The 17,983-nt window shown below is 62.5% G+C and carries 19 protein-coding genes, 1 tRNA gene and 1 pseudogene; 10 read left to right on the forward strand and 11 right to left on the reverse strand.

Annotated features, from left to right (window positions below):
* Nucleotides 1-27: 27 nt before the first annotated feature.
* The gene (locus tag L0U81_RS27615) at nucleotides 28-1,020 is read right to left on the reverse strand and encodes a LysR family transcriptional regulator (RefSeq protein WP_233808189.1); all 993 of its coding nucleotides are present in this window, start codon (nucleotides 1,018-1,020) and stop codon (nucleotides 28-30) included.
* Between the two features lie 102 nt (nucleotides 1,021-1,122).
* Here L0U81_RS27615 and L0U81_RS27620 point away from each other — a divergent pair, with 102 nt between their 5' ends.
* From L0U81_RS27620 to L0U81_RS27645, 6 genes are all read left to right on the forward strand, one after another.
* Nucleotides 1,123-1,836, forward strand: a complete 714-nt coding sequence (locus L0U81_RS27620) for an aldehyde dehydrogenase family protein (protein ID WP_233808190.1) — start codon at nucleotides 1,123-1,125, stop codon at nucleotides 1,834-1,836.
* A complete protein-coding gene (locus L0U81_RS27625) occupies nucleotides 1,833-2,489 on the forward strand; it encodes an NADPH-dependent F420 reductase (RefSeq protein WP_233808191.1) in 657 nt (218 codons plus the stop codon). The genes L0U81_RS27620 and L0U81_RS27625 overlap by 4 nt, the downstream gene beginning before the upstream one ends.
* A complete protein-coding gene (locus L0U81_RS27630; protein WP_233808193.1) occupies nucleotides 2,486-3,193 on the forward strand; it encodes an NADPH-dependent F420 reductase in 708 nt (235 codons plus the stop codon). The genes L0U81_RS27625 and L0U81_RS27630 overlap by 4 nt, the downstream gene beginning before the upstream one ends.
* 3 nt (nucleotides 3,194-3,196) lie before the next feature.
* Nucleotides 3,197-3,607 carry an ester cyclase gene (locus tag L0U81_RS27635; protein WP_233808194.1) on the forward strand — a complete coding sequence of 137 codons (411 nt, stop codon included), beginning with the start codon at nucleotides 3,197-3,199 and terminating at the stop codon, nucleotides 3,605-3,607.
* A gap of 303 nt (nucleotides 3,608-3,910) precedes the next feature.
* Complete coding sequence (locus L0U81_RS27640) at nucleotides 3,911-4,078, forward strand: hypothetical protein (RefSeq protein ID WP_233808195.1); 168 nt, start codon at nucleotides 3,911-3,913, stop codon at nucleotides 4,076-4,078.
* A 188-nt stretch (nucleotides 4,079-4,266) separates the two neighbouring features.
* Nucleotides 4,267-4,986 (forward strand): DUF899 domain-containing protein, encoded by a 720-nt coding sequence (locus L0U81_RS27645; protein ID WP_233808196.1) that lies wholly within the window; start codon nucleotides 4,267-4,269, stop codon nucleotides 4,984-4,986.
* Nucleotides 4,987-5,064: 78 nt separating this feature from the next.
* On the opposite strand, the gene L0U81_RS27650 is transcribed toward L0U81_RS27645, so the two are convergent.
* Complete coding sequence (locus L0U81_RS27650; protein ID WP_233808198.1) at nucleotides 5,065-5,931, reverse strand: helix-turn-helix transcriptional regulator; 867 nt, start codon at nucleotides 5,929-5,931, stop codon at nucleotides 5,065-5,067.
* 223 nt (nucleotides 5,932-6,154) lie between these two features.
* Between L0U81_RS27650 and L0U81_RS27655 the strand changes: the two genes are divergently transcribed.
* A complete protein-coding gene (locus L0U81_RS27655) occupies nucleotides 6,155-6,871 on the forward strand; it encodes an SDR family oxidoreductase (protein ID WP_233808199.1) in 717 nt (238 codons plus the stop codon).
* Nucleotides 6,872-7,137: 266 nt separating this feature from the next.
* Here the strand turns inward: L0U81_RS27655 and L0U81_RS27660 are convergent.
* From L0U81_RS27660 to L0U81_RS27675, 4 genes are all read right to left on the reverse strand, one after another.
* A tRNA-Cys gene (locus L0U81_RS27660) sits at nucleotides 7,138-7,223 on the reverse strand.
* 377 nt (nucleotides 7,224-7,600) lie between these two features.
* Nucleotides 7,601-8,620, reverse strand: a complete 1,020-nt coding sequence (locus L0U81_RS27665; RefSeq protein WP_233808200.1) for an aldo/keto reductase — start codon at nucleotides 8,618-8,620, stop codon at nucleotides 7,601-7,603.
* 80 nt (nucleotides 8,621-8,700) lie between these two features.
* Nucleotides 8,701-9,567, reverse strand: a complete 867-nt coding sequence (locus tag L0U81_RS27670; protein ID WP_233808201.1) for an NmrA family NAD(P)-binding protein — start codon at nucleotides 9,565-9,567, stop codon at nucleotides 8,701-8,703.
* A gap of 56 nt (nucleotides 9,568-9,623) precedes the next feature.
* Complete coding sequence (locus L0U81_RS27675) at nucleotides 9,624-9,995, reverse strand: DUF4148 domain-containing protein (RefSeq protein WP_442793462.1); 372 nt, start codon at nucleotides 9,993-9,995, stop codon at nucleotides 9,624-9,626.
* Between the two features lie 98 nt (nucleotides 9,996-10,093).
* On the opposite strand from L0U81_RS27675, the pseudogene L0U81_RS27680 reads away from it, so the two are divergent.
* A pseudogene (locus L0U81_RS27680) lies at nucleotides 10,094-10,654 on the forward strand (LysR substrate-binding domain-containing protein); the annotation flags it as partial.
* Between the two features lie 139 nt (nucleotides 10,655-10,793).
* On the opposite strand, the gene L0U81_RS27685 reads toward L0U81_RS27680, so the two are convergent.
* From L0U81_RS27685 to L0U81_RS27705, 5 genes are all read right to left on the reverse strand, one after another.
* Nucleotides 10,794-11,144, reverse strand: coding sequence for a glycine zipper family protein (locus L0U81_RS27685; RefSeq protein ID WP_233808203.1), 351 nt, complete (start codon nucleotides 11,142-11,144; stop codon nucleotides 10,794-10,796).
* Between the two features lie 13 nt (nucleotides 11,145-11,157).
* The gene (locus tag L0U81_RS27690) at nucleotides 11,158-11,607 is read right to left on the reverse strand and encodes a hypothetical protein (protein WP_233808205.1); all 450 of its coding nucleotides are present in this window, start codon (nucleotides 11,605-11,607) and stop codon (nucleotides 11,158-11,160) included.
* A gap of 261 nt (nucleotides 11,608-11,868) precedes the next feature.
* On the reverse strand, nucleotides 11,869-13,131 hold the full coding sequence (locus L0U81_RS27695; protein WP_233808207.1) for an RNA polymerase sigma factor: 1,263 nt from the start codon (nucleotides 13,129-13,131) through the stop codon (nucleotides 11,869-11,871).
* A complete protein-coding gene (locus L0U81_RS27700) occupies nucleotides 13,128-13,496 on the reverse strand; it encodes a YciI family protein (protein WP_233808209.1) in 369 nt (122 codons plus the stop codon). The genes L0U81_RS27695 and L0U81_RS27700 overlap by 4 nt, the downstream gene beginning before the upstream one ends.
* Nucleotides 13,497-13,722: 226 nt before the next feature.
* Entirely contained in the window at nucleotides 13,723-15,534 is a 1,812-nt protein-coding gene (locus tag L0U81_RS27705) for an ABC transporter transmembrane domain-containing protein (RefSeq protein WP_233810017.1), read from the reverse strand.
* A 564-nt stretch (nucleotides 15,535-16,098) separates the two neighbouring features.
* On the opposite strand from L0U81_RS27705, the gene L0U81_RS27710 reads away from it, so the two are divergent.
* Nucleotides 16,099-16,623, forward strand: a complete 525-nt coding sequence (locus L0U81_RS27710) for a GlcG/HbpS family heme-binding protein (protein WP_233808211.1) — start codon at nucleotides 16,099-16,101, stop codon at nucleotides 16,621-16,623.
* Between the two features lie 273 nt (nucleotides 16,624-16,896).
* A complete protein-coding gene (locus L0U81_RS27715) occupies nucleotides 16,897-17,973 on the forward strand; it encodes an LLM class flavin-dependent oxidoreductase (protein ID WP_233808212.1) in 1,077 nt (358 codons plus the stop codon).
* The last annotated feature ends 10 nt before the right edge of the window (nucleotides 17,974-17,983 follow it).

A 17,983-nucleotide genomic window follows, 5' to 3' on the forward strand; every position in this document is an offset into this window, starting at 1 on the left:
ACTTTTTTCCGATTCGATGAGAAGGGATCACGTGCTGGGAAGTCGAGTCGGAGCCTTGTGCGGTAAGGGTCTTCGGCCTATCGCGGTCGCGCGCTTGACCGTTTCACTTTCCCGCACTTGCGCCACGACAAACTCGACAAATGCCGAGACGCGTGGCGGCAGATGCCTGCGAGCAGGGTAGTAGACGCAGATGTCGCTGCGTCGCTCGGCGTATCTCGGCAGCACATGCTTCAGTTTGCCGGCATCGATCAACGGAGCCGCGTGATGTGCACCCAACAGGGCGATGCCACAACCCGCGACGGCGAGTTCGGTCAAGGCCTCGGTGTCCGTCACAACGAGGCGGGAATGAGGCTGAAGCACAATCTCCCTCGCGCGCGCTTGAAACTTCCACGTTTGAATTCTCCCTGAATTCGGTGAACGAAACGAAATGAGCTCGTGTTGCTCCAGCTCTTCGACTAACGAGGGTTCGCCGTGCCGTTCAAGGTATGCCGGTGCCGCGCATAGGATCAACGTCAACGGCGCAAGCGTTCGTGCGACAACACTTGAATCCGTATCCTTGAGCTGACCAATCGCACAGTCATAGCCCTCTGAAACCAGGTCCACGCGGCGATTCTCGAACCGCAGGTCGAGCTCGATCTGGGGAAAGCGCTCCCTGAATCGAGCCAGCGCGGGCAGCAGCGCAACGCGACTGAACGCGATCGGCAGCGAAACCTTCACGGGTCCGCTCAACTGCGTCTCGTCGGACGACAGCGTCGCAATCGCCTCGTCGATCTGTTGCGTCGGCTGTTGCACCATCGCGTAGAGCCGCCGCCCTTGCTCGGTCACCGACAGGTGCCGCGTCGTGCGCTGAAACAGCCGACAGCCGAGCCGCGCCTCGAGCATGCCGACCTGTTTGCTCACTGCCCCGGGCGTGATCCCGAGCTGGCGGCCGGCGGCCGAGAAATTAGCCAGCTCGACCGTCGCCGTGAATGTTTTCAATGACCTCAAGAGGTCGATCGAGCCGGCTCCGTCCGCTTTCATCTTGCACCTCCGCTCACAACTGTTTCATCGCCAGACAGCGTAGACGAGCACCGCATCGGCGCAGAAAATGGCCTCCACTGGGCAACGGTCAGGAGGTCGATCATGATCCAGGAATCGATGGCGCTCCCGCAGCGCAAGCGTATGCCGCGCGGTCAACTTCTCATCGATGGCACCTGGCGCGATGCATCCGACGGATCGACGCTTTCAAGCATTGATCCGACCACCGAAGAAACGGTCACGGAGTTCGCGAAGCCGACTGTGGCAGACACCGATGCTGCGGTCGAATCGGCACGCCGGGCATTCGAAACAGGCGCCTGGCCGCGCATGCATCATGAAGCGCGTGCAAAAATCCTGTTCCGTGTGGCCGACCTGCTTGAAGAGAGGGCGGAAGATTTTGCGTTGCGCGAATCGATGGATATGGACATGCCGTACCGTGATTTCCTCGATATCATCATGCCCCACTGCGCGGGGCTTTTCCGCTTCTTCGGCGGAATCGCGATGCACGCGATGGGAGGCGCCTATCGCGGGTCATACGAACCGCACGTCCAGGGCGAGGCGGAGGCCGTGCACATCGCGAACGACACGCCGTACGGGCTCGCCTCGGGTATTCAGACTCGCGATCTGGGGCGCGCGTTGCGGCTCGGTCTGGATCAACACCTAGCACAAGTACCACCCGAGCGGACCGTTCGGCGGCTACAGGATGTCCGGCTACGGACGCGAGCAAGGTGCCGAGGCGCTCTAGAGCTATACCCAATACAAGACCATCTGGGCAAACATAGCCCAGGCCTGACGATAGGGATGGAGGCTCGACCATGAAAATCGGAATCATCGGCGCGGGGAATGTCGGAACCGGCCTCACGAAGCATCTGATAGCCCAAGGGCATTCAGTGATGCTGAGTTTCAGTCTCGACATGGAGAAACTCCGGACGACGGCAGCGGCGCTGGGTGCGGATGTCGGCACTGTCGCCGAAGCGGTGCGATTTGCCGATGTCGCGGTACTGGCGACGCCTTGGACCGCAGCGGCCGACGCGCTTGCGCAGGTCGGCACGCCACCCGAACGAAAGGTCTTATGGGACTGCACGAATGCGCTGAAGCCCGACATGAGCGGTCTGCTCGTCGGCACGACGACCTCCGGCGCGGAAGAGATCGCGAAGCTGGCGCCTTGGGCAACAGTGATCAAGGCCATCCCGCCGTTCGCGGAGTTGCTGCACTCCCCGGAGGCGCTGGTCGGCGGGAAACGTGTAGGCGTGTTTGTTTGCGGCGACGATGCAAATGCGCGGACGATCGTCGGGCGACTGGTTGGCGACATAGGCGCCGAGCCGATCGACGCCGGACCCCTCGTGCTTGCGCGCTACACTGAACCTGCAGCCATGCTGCTCGTGCAACTCGCTTACACACGCGGGTTCGGCACGGCAATCGGCTTCTCGTTGTTGCGCGACGCAGCGGGAAATGCGCCTGACGGCGTGTGATCCTGATCGCGGAGGCGACGCCGGCGATCGCCGGCAAAGGAGAGGATGAAATGAAAGTTGGCGTATTGGGATCGGGTGAGGTCGGCCGGGCGCTGGCGGCGGGCTTCCTCAAACATGGCCACGAGGCGATGCTGGGTACGCGCAGCCCCGGCAAGACCGACATACAGGAATGGGCGCGCGATCACGCCGGCGCGAGGACCGGTACGTTCGACGAGGCGGCCCGCTTCGGCGACATCGTGGTGCTGGCAGTCCTCGGCCGCATTGCGGGAAACGTGATCGAGCTTGCGGGAGCGGACAATCTCGCCGGCAAGACATTGATCGACGCCACCAATCCGCTCGCCGACGCGCCGCCGGTCAACGGCGTGCTGAAATACACGACAGGTCCGAACGAATCAGTGGGTGAGCAGATTCAAGCCCAGATTCCCCGCACACACGTGGTCAAGGCATTCAACAGCGTCGGCAATGCGCTGATGGTGGATCCGCAATTCCCGCAAGGCATGCCGACGATGTTCCTCTGCGGCGACAACGAAGAGGCGAAGGCACGTGTTGCCGGGATCATCCGTGAGTTCGGCTGGGAGCCTTACGACTGCGGAAGCATCGTCTCGGCACGTGCGCTCGAACCGCTCTGCATGCTGTGGTGTCTGCCGGGCTTCCTGCGCAACGAATGGCGGCACGCGTTCAAGCTCTTGACCAACGAGGAGTGAACCATGCAGCCGTTTCCAGTACCGCCGGAAGGTGATCCGGGTTTCAGTCTCCAGGAAATGAAGCAATTCGTGATCGAACACTTCGAAGACTTCGTGAACCGGAAGAAAGCGGACGTCGCGCGGCAAAACCTGAGCGCCGATTTCCTGGACCATGACGAACCGTCGGGCCCCCAAATCGGGCCCGAAGCTGCGATTGCGATGATGACGGGGCTCTACAAAAAATGGCCGGATCTGCATGTCACCATCGAAGACATCATCGCCGAGCGGGACAAGGTGATGGTCAGAAACACCTGGCGCGCCACCGACGCGGCGTCCGGACAGGAGATCGAGTTCCACGGCTTTGTGCTGTGGCGGTTTGCGAATCGTCAGATTGTCGAGAGATGGGCTACGGTGACAGCACCGCGGGCAGCATGACCAACGCTGCCGTCACTACGCCGCGTGCGACGGCTTTATTACACGCCGGATCAGCTGTTCGTTGACCTCTACGAGCCGCTTACCAGCGCTCGTGACAAACGGTCATAACGAAGGGGCCCCTTCGTTCCATGCATGACCGGAACGACCCATGGCGCCATGCCAGGCTTCAGTTCGGCGAATTGATAGTCATTGAAACGCCTCTCGACCGGGCGATTTTTTGCGGCCCTTGTCCAAACCATCTGCGTCGGCGCGTCATTGCATTGAGCGGCGAGTTTGCCGCTCGCACCTCTCAAAAGGACTGCCATGAACTTCCCGATGCTGATCTATGAAGGCCCGGCCGCTTTCGCGCGTCGCGCCGAACCGGATGCTGCCAGGCGCGAAGCCTATATGTCGGCGTGGCCTCGCTACACGAAGGCGTTACAGGACGCAGGCGTGATCGAAACGCGGCCGTGCCTGATGCCGCCAGCCTGAGTCCAATCCATTCGAACGACAGGAGGACCGCGTTATGTGTCCGATTTGTGCTTCGGCCGCCGTCGCCTTTCTTGGAAAAGCGGCGGGGTCCACCGGTGGCAGCCTCGCCGTGCTCGCAGTGAAGAAGTACATCGCACGCCGCGGCAAGACAACCGGTCACCCTTCACTGCAGACCCAAGGAGGTCGCCATGGACTACCAGGTGGTGTCACGGACTGAGTGGCTGGCTGCCCGAAAGCAGCTTCTCGCCAGGGAAAAGGAACTCACCCGGCAGCGCGATGCGTTGAGCGCCGCGCGCCGCGATCTGCCAATGGTCAAGCTCGACAAGGCCTACACGTTCGACGGGCCGAACGGCCGCGCGACGTTGCGCGATCTGTTCGGCAGCCACCGTCAGCTCATCGTCTATCACTTCATGTTCGATCCCGAATGGGAGGCGGGCTGTCCGAGCTGTTCGCATTGCGCCGACAATTTCGCCGGTGCCATTGTTCATCTGAATGCCCGCGATACAGCGTTCGCAGTCGTATCCCGTGCGCCGCTTGAGAAAATCGAGGCGTTCAGGAAGCGCATGGGGTGGACTTTCCCGTGGTATTCATCGGCGGGCAGCGACTTCAACTACGACTTCCACGTGACACTGGATGAAGCTGCCGGCAGCGTCGAGCACAACTTTGAGAACGCCGCCACGCTCGTGAAGGCGGGCAAGCTTTGGGCGGCACAAGGGGAGTTGCCCGGCCTGAGCGTCTTTCTTCGCGATGGCGCCAACGTGTTCCATACGTATTCGGCATACCAGCGCGGCCTCGACCTGTTGCTCAACACGTACAACTATCTCGACCTGACGCCGCTAGGACGGCAGGACGACGACGGGCCGAATCCGCAAGCCTGGATTCGTCACCATGACCGCTACACCGCGTAGCAAGGCCAGCGATGATGGATTCGCACCGCGCCGTCGGAAAGGCGGCGCGCAATCGCGCTTATTTGATCGCCTCGGGTCTTAAAGTAGGCGCTTAGCGGACTCAATGAGAGCGTCCAGCTTGTCTACGGTCCTGCATTCGTTAAGCGGCGTGTAGACCGTGAGTTTGCGGTCGGAACCGTCCTGCAGTGCGAAACTCGTGTATTCGAATACCATCAAGCCTTTTCGCGGATGCCTGATGCGCTTGATATTCGACAACGGATTGAGCACCTCGTGCCTGGGCCACCACGCATCGAATTCGTCGCTTCTGCGACGCAGCGTCGAAATCAGTCGTTCAAAATCAGGATCGCCCGCATACCGCGCACTGTCATGGCGGAACATTGCGAGGGACGTACGCGCCGTTTCCTCCCAGTCAACGAGCAAATGACGGTGCCGCGCATTGGCGAAAACCATAAACATCAGATTCCGCTCATCCACTGCAAGCCGCTCGTAGTCTCCGAATATGAGTGCGGCGGCTCGATTCCAGCCCAGAATATCCCAGCGGCGGTCGGTTACGTAAGCGGGCTGGCCTGACAGGCTGGCAAGCATCCGTTGTAGCGGTTCTTCGAGCTTGTCTGGATTCGTCGACCCGACTTGCGGCGACGGACGATCACTCAATACGAACAGATGCTGCCGCTCAACGGCGTCCAGTCGCAACGCATTCGCGATAGCCGCCAGCACCTCTTCTGACGCGCGGACATCGCGTCCCTGTTCGAGCCAGGTGTACCACGTCGTGCCAACGTCCGCGAGCATCGCGACTTCCTCGCGACGCAGGCCCGGCGTGCGTCGTCGAAAGCCGTCCGGCAATCCGACCGTGGCCGGACTCAGGCTCTCGCGCCGTGACCGCAGGAATGCGCCTAGCTCGGCGCGGCGACCTTCGGGGATGGGGGTTCTGTCGTTCATCGTCATCGTGGTAGTGCCAATACCAGAATCGGTTCAATACTGCTTGCGGGGTCTGAAAGCGCAGAGGATGTGGGTAAGGTCAATTACCCATCTATTCAATCATGAACATGACGAGTCAGCTCAGCTTTCAGTTGCGCGCCCCGTCCCTCGCACATTGATACATCGAGCTTCGATGTTGGTCCGCCCGGGTTCCGATACCCGGCATTTTCAAAGCACGGAGACTTCAATCATGTCACAACATGTCTTCATCGTCGGTGGCTCTTCCGGAATTGGCCTGGCTACAGCCCGGCGGCTTCTGGATCAGGGATACACGGTTACGATTGCTGGGCGCGATTCTGCGAAACTGGCCAAAGCAAAAGTCGCGTTGCGCGGCACCGCCAATACGCTGAGATTCGATGCATCCGATGTATCGACCATCGTCAGTGGGTTCGCTGAGATTGGCGCGTTGGATCATCTGGTTCTCGCGCTGGGCAGTAGCAAGGGCGGAGGCCCATTTTCTGCCGTTAGTCTCGACGAGGTCCGCATGGGATTCGATGAGAAAGTGTTTCCTCATTTCGCATGTGCTCAGGCGGCCCTTTCGTCGATTGCGAAAACTGGAAGTATCACTTTTCTCTCTGCGGTGTCGGCACACTGGGCCATGCCCGGCTCAGCGGGCCTTGGTGCAGCGAATGCAGCGATTGCCGCGATCGTGCCGATCCTGGCGATGGAACTACGGCCGTTGCGGATCAACGCGGTTTCGCCTGGTGTCATTGATACGCCGTGGTGGGACTTTCTCTCAGCGAACGATAGGGAATCGGTTTTTGCCGGTTATGTGGCAAAAACGCCGGTAGGACGAATTGGCCAGCCTGACGACGTTGCCCGCGCGATCGAGTTTCTGATTTCGAACTCGTTCATGTCCGGGCAGACCATCACATGCGACGGGGGAATTGGTCTAGGTTCGTCATGATGCTGGAGATTGACAGCGATCACCAGTCGGCTCGAAGAACCCTGTCGCAGTCACGTCGTTGCAATCATCAAAGAAGAGGCCGCAGCCATCGAGCGGCAACTGCCTCATTTGCTTGCAGACGCACGAAGGGCAGCTGCCTGAGGGAAGCCGACACTTGGACGGCCGTCCGGAAGCGCTAGTCAACGGCCGCAGATGGCCGCCCCCCTGCCTGCAATCATCAGCACTGCGAAAGTCGTCACAGTGAACCCGTGGCGAAGCTGAGAATCTGGAGCAGGTGGCAGGATTCCAACCCGCGTGGACATTTGTCGCTGGCTTTGCAGACCAGTGCCTTCAAGCTCTCGGCCACACCTGCGTCGCTCCTACAATCTACGCAACCCACCTTACGATTCGACCCCACCGACGTGCGCTTCCGCACAAATCCTCGGTTGAATCGTCCAGGCGGCTCTCGTGATTGGCTGCAAGAGTCACCGCGAAAGCTTGCGGACGACCTTCTTTGCGGCGCGCATAGGTCTGCTCCTTCAGCGAAGCAGTGGCCCAAGTGTCCGATTCTCGATATAGACGAACGACGCATCATGGTGGAACCGCGCCCCACACCTCCGGCTCAGCTGGTTGAGGAGTTGTCCGGTGCCTGCCGAGGTCGGCATGACGGTGAACATGCTGCGGCGCGTGCCGGCAGACGTATCGAAGACAACAGGGCCCGCTCAGGCAAAACTCCCGACGCCCTGCCAATCATGCGGCGACGCGATCCCGGTCATGGAAGCGTTGCATCCAGTGGGGGAATGGCACTGGCGTCTCGGAGACCCTATCGAGGCGCGCGAGCTGTTCAGAGGTCAGCAGGAGATTCTGCGCATCGAGGTTGAGCGCGAGCTGCTCGGACGTGCGGGCTCCGACGATGACGGAAGTGATCTGCTCGCGTGCGAGTAACCAGGCCAGTGCGACTTGAGCTGGCATAGCCACCAGTTCGCCGGCGACTTCACGCAATACTGCGAGAATCGGCTCGGCCCTGACTGCGTCAACCGGAGGAAAGTCGAGCTTCGTACGGCGCCCGGTAGCTTCGCCTTTCTCAGAGTACTTGCCGCTCAGGTAGCCGCCTGCCAGCGGGCTCCAGACCAGAAGGCCCATCAAATTTGTCGCCGCAACAGGCATGATTTCGTGCTCGATGTCGCGGCTCGTCAGCGAGTAGTGCACCTGATTGCTCGCGACATGTACACGATCGGTGCGGGAGGTTATGCCGAAGGCACGCTCGAGCTCGGCAGCGCTGAAATTGCACACGCCGATGTGGCGGACCTTGCCCTGCGTAACGAGGTCGTCCAGGACACGAAGCGTTTCGTCGAGTGGAACAAGCGCGTCACGATCATGCAACTGGAAAAGGTCGATGTGATCGCGACCGATTCTCTTCAGACTGGTCTCAACTGAACGCATGATATGCGAGCGGCCCAGCCCCACTTCGTTATGGCCGGGGCCGGTGCGCAATCGGACCTTGGTGGCGACGAGCATTCGCGTTTCGTCAAGGCCCAGCGCGTTTAGCACCTGCCCCACGACTTCTTCGGAGCGGCCCTGTGAATAGGCGTCCGCCGTGTCGATCAGGTTGACGCCGCGCTCCACGGCCGTCGCAACGAGGCGGGTGGCCTGATCGCTGTCCAGTCCGGCAATGTCGCCCCAGATGCCCGACCCTGCGCCGAACGTCATTGTGCCCAGGCTCAGTCGTGAGACGCGCAGGCCGGTTCTACCAAGCGTGCTGTATTCCATCGTGCACTCCTTGCGTGAATGTGAATGTCATGCAATGGTCGGGCGCAGCGCAGCTGCCCGTGTCGCCCGACCGGTTCCAGTCAGACCGGACGCGACACCATCTCGCCCAGAACCGTATCCAGCTCGACCTGACCGCGGGTAACTTCGTCGGGATGCGTTTCGAAATCGATCCAACCTTCGTTGAATCCATCCAGCATCCGCATCCGTGGCAGCGGATGCTTCATGCCCTGCGAGCGGAACTGCACCTCCCAGGTCTGCCTGTCGACAACGTCGGCGGTTACCGGGCGGTCTAGCACGCGAGCAAAAGCCGATGCGAGGTCGTTGGGGCTCACGCGGCGCGGACCTTCGAGTTCGACGATGCGCACGCCGCTCCATGTTTGCATGAGCAGTTCGGCCGCAACGCGCCCTACGTCGGCGGTGGCCACCATTGGCACGGGCCTGTCGAGCGGCTGCAGGTAACTGGCGATGACGCCATCGTCACGAGCGGACGCGACATCCAGTGCGGCGTTTTCCATGAACCAGCCAGGCCGCAGGAATGTCACCGGCATCGGCATATCGCGCAACGCCTGCTCCATCAGCGTGCGTTGCGTGAGCAGATTGATCTCACCAGCCTGTGCACCGATCGTTGACAGGCAAACCACTTTTTCGGGCCGCGCCTTCACAAGCGCCGCGGACACGGCGTCGATCACCGCTTGCGCTTCGGGAAACCCCGGCTCCGGATCGAACTCCGAAGGAGGCAGGATGAAAACGCCTGTCGCGCCTTCGAACGCAGCGGCGAGCGACGCCGCGTCGTCCATCTGGGCCGTCGCGAGTTCGCAGCCGCGCTCCGCCCACGAACCTGCCCGTGAGACGTCGCGCACGACCGCTCGCACTGGCTGACCAGCCGCCAGAAGCCGACGGGCCACTGCGCCGCCGACCTTGCCTGTGATTCCGGTAATTGCATACATTGCTCACTCTCCTTGCATGGGTGAATAGGGTGGCCAAATCGTGGCATCACGGTGGCTCAGTGATGCGTGTACAACGCGTTCTGCGTCACATTCGCGCCGACGCGGCTTCCGGAAGCGGACCGACCATCCGTTGCGCCGCCTACGGCGTCGACGGCATACGGATCGGCGCCGGCAGCCGCGTGAATCCGCGCCTCGGCAACCAGCAAGTGGTCCGGGTAATGTGGATCGTTTCGACCGGGCTGATAACCGGCGCGCTCCAGTTGGACGAGTTCCTTGCGCACTTGCTCGCGCGTCACGCTGGCCCCGTCGGGCTGTGCATGTGCAGCTACAGGCAGAGAAACGGCGGCCGCGACGGAAACGATGAGAAGGCGGATGTTCATGGCAATTTCCTTTCTTTGGCCGAGGCGAAATGTCTCGGTGAGGTGCATTCTCGGGAAACGGCGGCCGAAACGAAATGATATGGATGGCACTAGATAAGTGACTGTTAGTCACCAATGAGGCGTGACTGCCTTCGATATCCAGCGTGGCTGTGCGCGGAAAGCTGAGAATCAATCTGGACCCCGTCTTCTATCGGACCATTCTCGGGCAACAGCTTGATAGGTTCATGGATGCGCATTCCGATCTCGAAATCGAGTTGATCGCGCGAGACAATCTTGGCGATCTCGTCATCGACGGCTTCGACCTCGCCCTGCGTTTCGGCGAACCCAAAGTATCGCGCTGGGGCATTGAAAGTACGATCATGGTCCCGGGCGCTTTCACGCGGGGCACCAATCACTTCGCTCATTCCGGCAAACCGGCGGACACCGGCGTTGTGGGTGAATACGAAAACGGCCCCTACGCGGGCGTTGCCGACCAGGCCCTCAAGGGATTGGCAAGTCTGGAGCCGGCCGATGCCGATCCTGAGGAAGTAGCACGCCAGATCGTCAACGTCGTGAATATGCCCTTCGGTAAGCGGCCGTTCCGCGTGCATGTCGATCCGTCGCAAGACGGCGCTGAAATCGTCAACGCGGTAGCGGACAGAATGCGGCGCGAGATGTATGTCGCCATTGGACTGCAGGATCTGCTGTCGCCTCGCATCGACGATTGACGAGCCCTCGGGCCGCGCTTTTGCTTGCCGCTTTGCTCCATTTTTTGGCCTCGGCGCGGCGCCGCTTCGACCGCAGTCGCCGTTGCGCCGATCTTGCGCGGTCCCTTGCTCCAATCGCTTCGAAGATTCGCCACAGCGCTCAGGGGGCGTTCCCTTCCGGTGCCGGCGGCGGGTAGTACGGCTTGTAGTTGGCAGGTGGAGTCGCGGGTGGCGCCGCAAGCATCAGGCCATAGACCGGGACCCGGTGTCCGCGCGCGTACATGCACTGGATGTAGGCGGTGTCGTATTGGTACTGCGCGCCGTATCCTGAGTCGCTTGAGTGACTGGGTCCGAGCGCAAACTGGCGGCAGTCGTGGTCATCACCGAGAAACTGGTCGAAACTCTTGGTACTGCCGGGGAGCACCATCACGCTGGGGCCCGACGGCATCGCCGTACAGGCGGCCACAACGACCGCAGCCGCCATCAGGAGGGGAACGGTACGCGGTTTCATCAGTACCTCCGCATTACGGCGACGGCTGGGCCGGTACCGTCTGCCAGCCGCCCGGACAGTCCTTGATGTACGGGTAGTAGCCATTGGGCTGGTCGCAGCGGTACCACCATGCGTTCGCCGACGCACCGTCCGACCCATCGCCTTGCTCGATGTATTGCGCCGCGTATTGCGCCGCGGGCGCGTAGTAGCCGGGGTAGGAAACTGGGTACGGCCAGCCGTAGTATGGATATCCCCACCAGCCCGGCCAGCCGCCGCCTACCACGAAGGCCACGTTCCCGTGCCCATGGTGAAAGCCGTCATGGTGAAAACCGTCATGGTGGAAGAAGCCCTCATGACCATGAAAGCCGCCACCGTGCATGCCGCCCCCGCCACCATGATCGCCGGCCAGCGTCGGACCGCTGGCGGCCATCGCCGCCCCTGCCACCAGTGCCAAGGCAATCTTGCAAAGCCTGCGGCCGTTCATGATGTGTCTCCCGCCTTGCTGCCTGCCGGGCGGGTCACTCGGGACCTGCGCCCGGCCATGGAGCCACTGAAAATGAGGCGTTACTACTATCACCGGCAAGACACCGGCGGTGCCTGCTGGTATGGGGCTCCGCAATATCGTAAACACCTGACAGGCCGGACTTATTCCGTCAACCGGACCCGACTTCCCATCGTGCTTTTTCTAGGCGAAGCGGCCACGCAACCAACGACGTGACGAAACCGGCAAACGCAATGCGCGCCGCTAGCTGCTCGCCGGTGCAAGCTCCATTCGCTTGCGCTGAAGGAACCGGCGCACAGCCGGATCGCGCTCGAGGCCGATCGCCAGATCGTACGCGTCGAGTGCTTGCGCCGTTGCGCCGGCACGCGCGAGCAGATTGGCGCGTGCGGCCCAGTATGGCTGGTAGTCGGCCAGCCGCCGATCGTCCGCGTACGGCGCAAGCGCGTCGAGCGCCGCCTGCGGGCCATCACGTTCCGCCAACGCGAGCGCGCGGTTCACCGCGACCACCGGCGACGCTGCAATGGCGAGCAACCCATCGTAGAGTTGGACGATCTCATTCCAGTTCAGGCAGCCCGTCCGGCAACGATGCACATGCGCCGACTGCAGCGCGGCCTCCAGCTGAAAGCGCCCGATTGCATTGAACGCGTTCGCGCGCCTCAGCAGTGCGTTGGCTGCGTCGATCATCGGCGCGTTCCATGTTGCCGGGTCCTGAGCCGACAGCGGCACGTAGTCACCGCCCGCATCGCGTCGCGCATCGCGCCGTGCCTGCGCAAACAGCATCAACGCGAGCAGACCAAGCGCCTCTGGTTCCTCGGGAAGCAGTTCGACGAGCAGGTGCGCGAGATACAGCGCCTCGTCAACGAGGTCGCGCCGCTCCGTATCGCCGCCGACTGGGTCCGTCCAACCTTCCGCATACACCGCATAGACTGCTTCAAGCACCGCGGCAAGCCGGTCGGGCAGTTCCTCGCGCTCGGGTACGCTGAACGGAATGCCCGCTTCGCGGATCTTGGTCTTCGCCCGCACGAGGCGTTTGCTCATCGCGGCGGGCGACATCAGGAATGCCGATGCAATCGCCTTCGCTTCCAGCCCCAACACCACTTGCAGCATCAGCGGGGTGCGAATCGCCGCCTCGAGCGCGGGGTGCGTGCACGCGAACAGCAGCGCAAGCCGCCGGTCGGGCAAAGCGCCTGCTTCATACTCGTCGATCTCGTCGGCGAGGATCAGGAGCTGGTTCGCAACCTGGTCGCCGGCCTGACGATGGCGCGCGCCATCGATCGCCCGACGGCGCGCAACCGTCATCAGCCACGCTTCGGGACTCGCGGGGCAGCCGTGCTTCGGCCAGTCGGCGAGCGCCGCCGCGAATGCGTCGGCGAGCGCGTCCTCGGCCGCGGCGACGTCGCGCGTGCGCATCGCCAGCAGCGCGACGAGCTTGCCGTAGCTGCGGCGGGCGACCGCCTCGGCAATCGAACGCGCGGCGCCGTCACCGGCGCCGCCGGACGAACTCATGCTGATGGCGCTTCGTAGGGAGCGGTCCAGACCGGGCGCACCTCCATGATGCCGTGCGCCGCGCCCGGACAACGCGACGCCCACGTCATCGCCGCGTCCAGGTTGGGCACGTCGATCAGGTAGTAGCCGGCGAGTTGCTCCTTCGAATCGGAATACGGTCCGTCAAGCACCTGCGGCTTGCCGTCGACGAGCCGCACCGTGGTGGCCGTGTTCGAGTGCTGCAGCCGGTTGGCGCCCGCCAGAGCCCCCGCTTTTTTCAACGATTCGGTGTAAGCGTGATAGGCGGCAACGCCTTGTTGCCGCTCGCTGTCGGTCATCTTGTTCCAGCTGTTTTCTTCCGAGTAGATCATCAACAGGTATTCCATTTGAGCCTCCGTCATGGGGTTGAGGCGGATGAATTGAATCGGGCCGCCATCACAATGACGCGCAGGCCGCATGCTGATGGACAGGTGGCGCCAAAAAAAATCGCGGACGGCCGCTGAAACCCACGCTGCATTGGAAAAAGACGTTTGGATTCAAGCCAGTTCGAGCGCGTTTCTCAAGCCATTGTCTGGCGGGCGACGCGCCTTGTCGACCTGTCCGATCCTGTCTTCACGCAGAGTCGACGTGATCGCGCACTGCGCCGCGCTGCTCCGTCTGCCCTGGCGTCTCGCCGAACTGCAGCGCGGCAAGCTGTGCATAGAGCGGCGAGGCCTGAAGGAGATCGGCGTGTCGGCCCTGCGCGACGATGCGGCCTTGTTCCAGCACGACAATGCGGTCAGCTTGCTGCACTGTAGCGAGACGGTGCGCGATGACCAGCGTGGTGCGATTCTGCGCGGCATTGTCTAGCGCCCGTTGCACCAGTCGTTCGCTGGCGGCGTCGAGCGCACTGGTGGCCTCGTCGAGCAGCAGGACGGATGGATTCTTCAGGATCGCGCGCGCAATCGCGATGCGCTGCCGCTGTCCACCAGAAAGCCGCACCCCGCGCTCGCCGAGAAATGTGTCGTAGCCTTGCGGCAGTTCTTCGATAAAGCCGGCCGCGGCGGCCATTTCGGCGGCCTGCTGAACCTGACCGAGCGTGGATTCGGGTGCGCCGTAGCGGATGTTGTCGAGCACGCTCCCGGAGAAGATCACCGACTCCTGCAGTACCACCCCGACTTCCCGGCGCAACTCCGCAAGCGGCACTTGCCGTGTCGGGACGCCGTTGATCAGAATGCTGCCGGCCTGCGGGTCGTAAAAGCGCAGCAGCAGTTGGAACAGAGTGGTCTTGCCGGCGCCGGACGGTCCGACCAATGCGACATGCTCGCCCGGGCGGATATCGAGCGACAAACCGGAAAGCGCGGCGATGCCGGGGCGCGACGGATACGAAAAGCTGACGTTGTCGAAGCGGATGCCGTCCCCCTGCGTCGGCAACCGGGCGGCGGCCTCGGCCTGCGCCACCGGCGAGCGCGCTGCCAGTAGTTGCAGCAGTCGCTCAGTGGCGCCGGCAGCCCGCTGCAGATCGCCCCACACCTCGGCGACTGCCCCCACTGCTCCGGCGGTGACCACCGCGTAGAGGATGAACTGGGACAATTGGCCAGCCGTCATGTGCCCGGCCAGCACTGCCTGCGCGCCGAGCCACAGCACGAAGACGATCGCCGCGAACACCAGCACGATGACCACGGCGGTCAGCCAGGCGCGCGCCCGAATGCGCGTGAGTGCCGTCTCGAATGCGCTTTCCACCCTGCCGGCGAACCGCTGCGCCTCGCGGGTCTCCTGCGAAAACGATTGCACGGTCGGCATGGCATTGAGCACCTCCCCCGCCAAAGCGCTAGCGTTCGCCACCTTGTCCTGGCTCGCACGCGAGAGTCTGCGCACGCGCCGCCCGAAAATGACGATGGGTGCGACCACCACGACCAGCGTGGCCATGATGTAGCCCGACAGCACCGGGCTCGTCACGGCCAGCATCGCCACGCCCCCGGTAAGCAGGAAGAAGTTGCGCAAGCCCATCGACAGACTGGTGCCCACCACCGTCTGGATCAACGTGGTGTCGGTGGTCAGTCGCGAGAGCACCTCGCCGCTCTGCGTGGTCTCGAAGAATTGCGGACTCATCCCCAGCACGTGCTCGTAGACCGCCTTGCGCAAGTCCGCCGTGACCCGCTCGCCGAGCCACGACACCAGATAGAAGCGTAGCGCCGTGGCCCCGGCCAGCACCAACGAAACGGCCAATAGCGCGAGGAAATAGCGATCGATGTGCGCCCGGTTGCCGCCGGCGAAGCCCCGGTCGATCAGATATCTGAACGTCACCGGCAACGCCAGCGTCGCACCCGCCGACGTCACCAGCGCCATGAAGGCAAGCGCCCAGCGTCCGGCATAACGGCGCAGAAAGGGCAACAGGGCAAACAGCGGACTGATACGCGCAGTAGACGGGGCGACATCTGGCATGAGGGTTCCTGAGCGGCTTGTGAATCCCCTTGATTGTGCCAGTCCCGCTGACTCGAAGTGAGTCCGTCTGCAAGACTGAGCGCCGCTCAGCGATCCGCGTCTGCATGCTTGCTGCGACACCGCGTCTGTATCAAGATCAAGTCGCCTCATGAGGAACAGACGACTCCTATGACAGACGATCCCAATTCCGATCCTGATTCCGATGCCGACAAACTGAAAGGCCCCGGCGGCATGACGTTGCGGCAGATCCACGAACAGGTGCGAAAGAGCGCCGAGCGCGACCGCAAAGCGCAGGCTGCGCACGACTCATCCGCGCCGCCGCAGAGCCGGTGGCAACGGTGGGTGCGCTATGTATGGGGCCGCAGCGGGCGTCGCTGACTACGACAAGCCACCGGCGCAGCGCTATGCGAACTCACGCCATGTTTGTGTGCGCCAAAGAACAGAGAGTCGGGGTATCCACGGTGTCAACGGGCTAACGGCGTGAGCTACGATCAATAGGGTCAAAAGCGCGGCGACGACAGCGCCGCAGCGCGAACCTTCCGACCACCAACAGGAGATGGTCCGATGCAAAACCTCGTCCAGATCGCATGCGTGGCCTGCCTCGCCATAGCGACCGCTGCAGCGGCGCAACCCCCCGCGTCTCAACCCTCTGCGGGCGGGACGCCCGACAAGATCCCATTCGACATTCCCTATGGCACTGCAATCGGTGTAGACGCCGCGAAGAAGCTGCTCTCGATTGCAGAAGCAGAAGCGAAGCGGCGCGATTGGAAAATGAACATAGCTGTTGTCGATCCGAATGGCGACCTCCTTGCGTTTGAACGAATGGACGGCGCGCAGTACGCATCGATTGAGGTATCGCAGAGGAAAGCCAGTACATCAGCACGATTTCGTCGCGAAACCCGGGTCTTCTACAACCAGTTCGAGGCCGGACATGCTTACATCGGTACGCTGGAGCCGGGACTGGTCGCGTCGCCGGGAGGATTTCCGCTTATAGAGGGAGGAAAGGTGGTCGGCGCGATCGGATGCAGTGGCGGCACGGGCGACCAGGACGCCGCGGTGTGCAAGGTTGCCGCTGACACGATCAAATAGTGCCGTGCACCTTCCAGACAACTTTTCATCGGGCGAACTTATTGCCGTTATCAGCAGAGAGCGGCTAGCGTCGCATGAAGCCGACGCATTGGCCTGAAAGATCAACACCCGCCTACGCCCCTAACAAGCACGCCCTATATCTTTAGCTAAATCTAATATTTAGCGTTCGCATAACCCGGTGTTAGCCTGAATTCATCGCACAGGCGTGCACCGCGTCACGTCTGCTTCTGCTTCCATTTCTCCATAGAAACGAATATCCGGAAAGGAGCTATCGTGAGCGTCGAATTCATCGGCATGATCCAGCAACGCAAGGTCTCGGAGACGCATGCTCCGCAAGGCCCCGCGATCGATACCGACTACGTGCGCGTTTTCGCCCAGGCGCATGAGAACGCGGGCTTCGACCGCATCCTCGTACCCCACGGTTCGACCAGCGCCGACGCGACCATCACGATCGCCTACGCCGCGAGCGTGACGTCGCGCGTGCACTTCATGCTCGCGCATCGGCCGGGCTTCGTCGCGCCGACACTCGCGGCAAGACAGATTGCGACGCTCGATCACTTCTCCGGCGGCCGCCTCGCCGTGCATTTCATCTCCGGCGGCAGCGACGAAGAGCAGCGGCGCGACGGCGACTTCCTGAGCCATGACGAGCGCTACGCGCGCACCGACGAGTATTTGCAGATCCTGCGCCGTCTCTGGACCGAAGCGGGTCCGTTCGATCACGAGGGCCGTTTTTACCGCTTCGAAAAGGCGTTCTCCGAAGTCAAACCGAAACAGACGCCACACGTGCCGATCTATTTCGGCGGCGCATCGGCACCTGCGCTCGCAGTCGCGGGCAAGCACGCGGACGTCTACGCGCTGTGGGGCGAATCGAAACAGCAGGTCCACGAGCAGATCAGGCGCGTGCAAGCCGAAGCCGCGAAACACGGCCGTAGCGTGCGCTTCTCGGTGTCGTTCCGGCCGATCCTCGCGTCGACTGAAAAAGCCGCATGGGAACGCGCCGAACACATTCTCGACGAGACGCGCCGGCTTCGCGTCGAGCAAGGCTTCGCGCGTGGCGGTCCGCAACAGAGCGAAGGCGCGCGGCGTCTGCTTGCAGCTGCCGGCGACGGCGTGCACGCGGACGAGCGGCTGTGGACCGCGGTCGCCAAAGAGATCGGCGGCCGTTCGAATTCGACCGCGCTCGTCGGCACACCGGCGCAGGTCGCGCAAACGCTCGCCGAATATCACGCGCTGGGCGTCACGACGTTCCTGATCCGCGGCTTCGATCCGCTCGAAGACGCGATCGACTACGGCCGTGAACTGATCCCCGCGACGCGCGAACTGACGTCGCGCGCACGCCACGCGGCGTAACGCGAGCGCG

The sequence above is a fragment of the Paraburkholderia sp. HP33-1 genome (assembly GCF_021390595.1).
Lineage (GTDB): Bacteria > Pseudomonadota > Gammaproteobacteria > Burkholderiales > Burkholderiaceae > Paraburkholderia.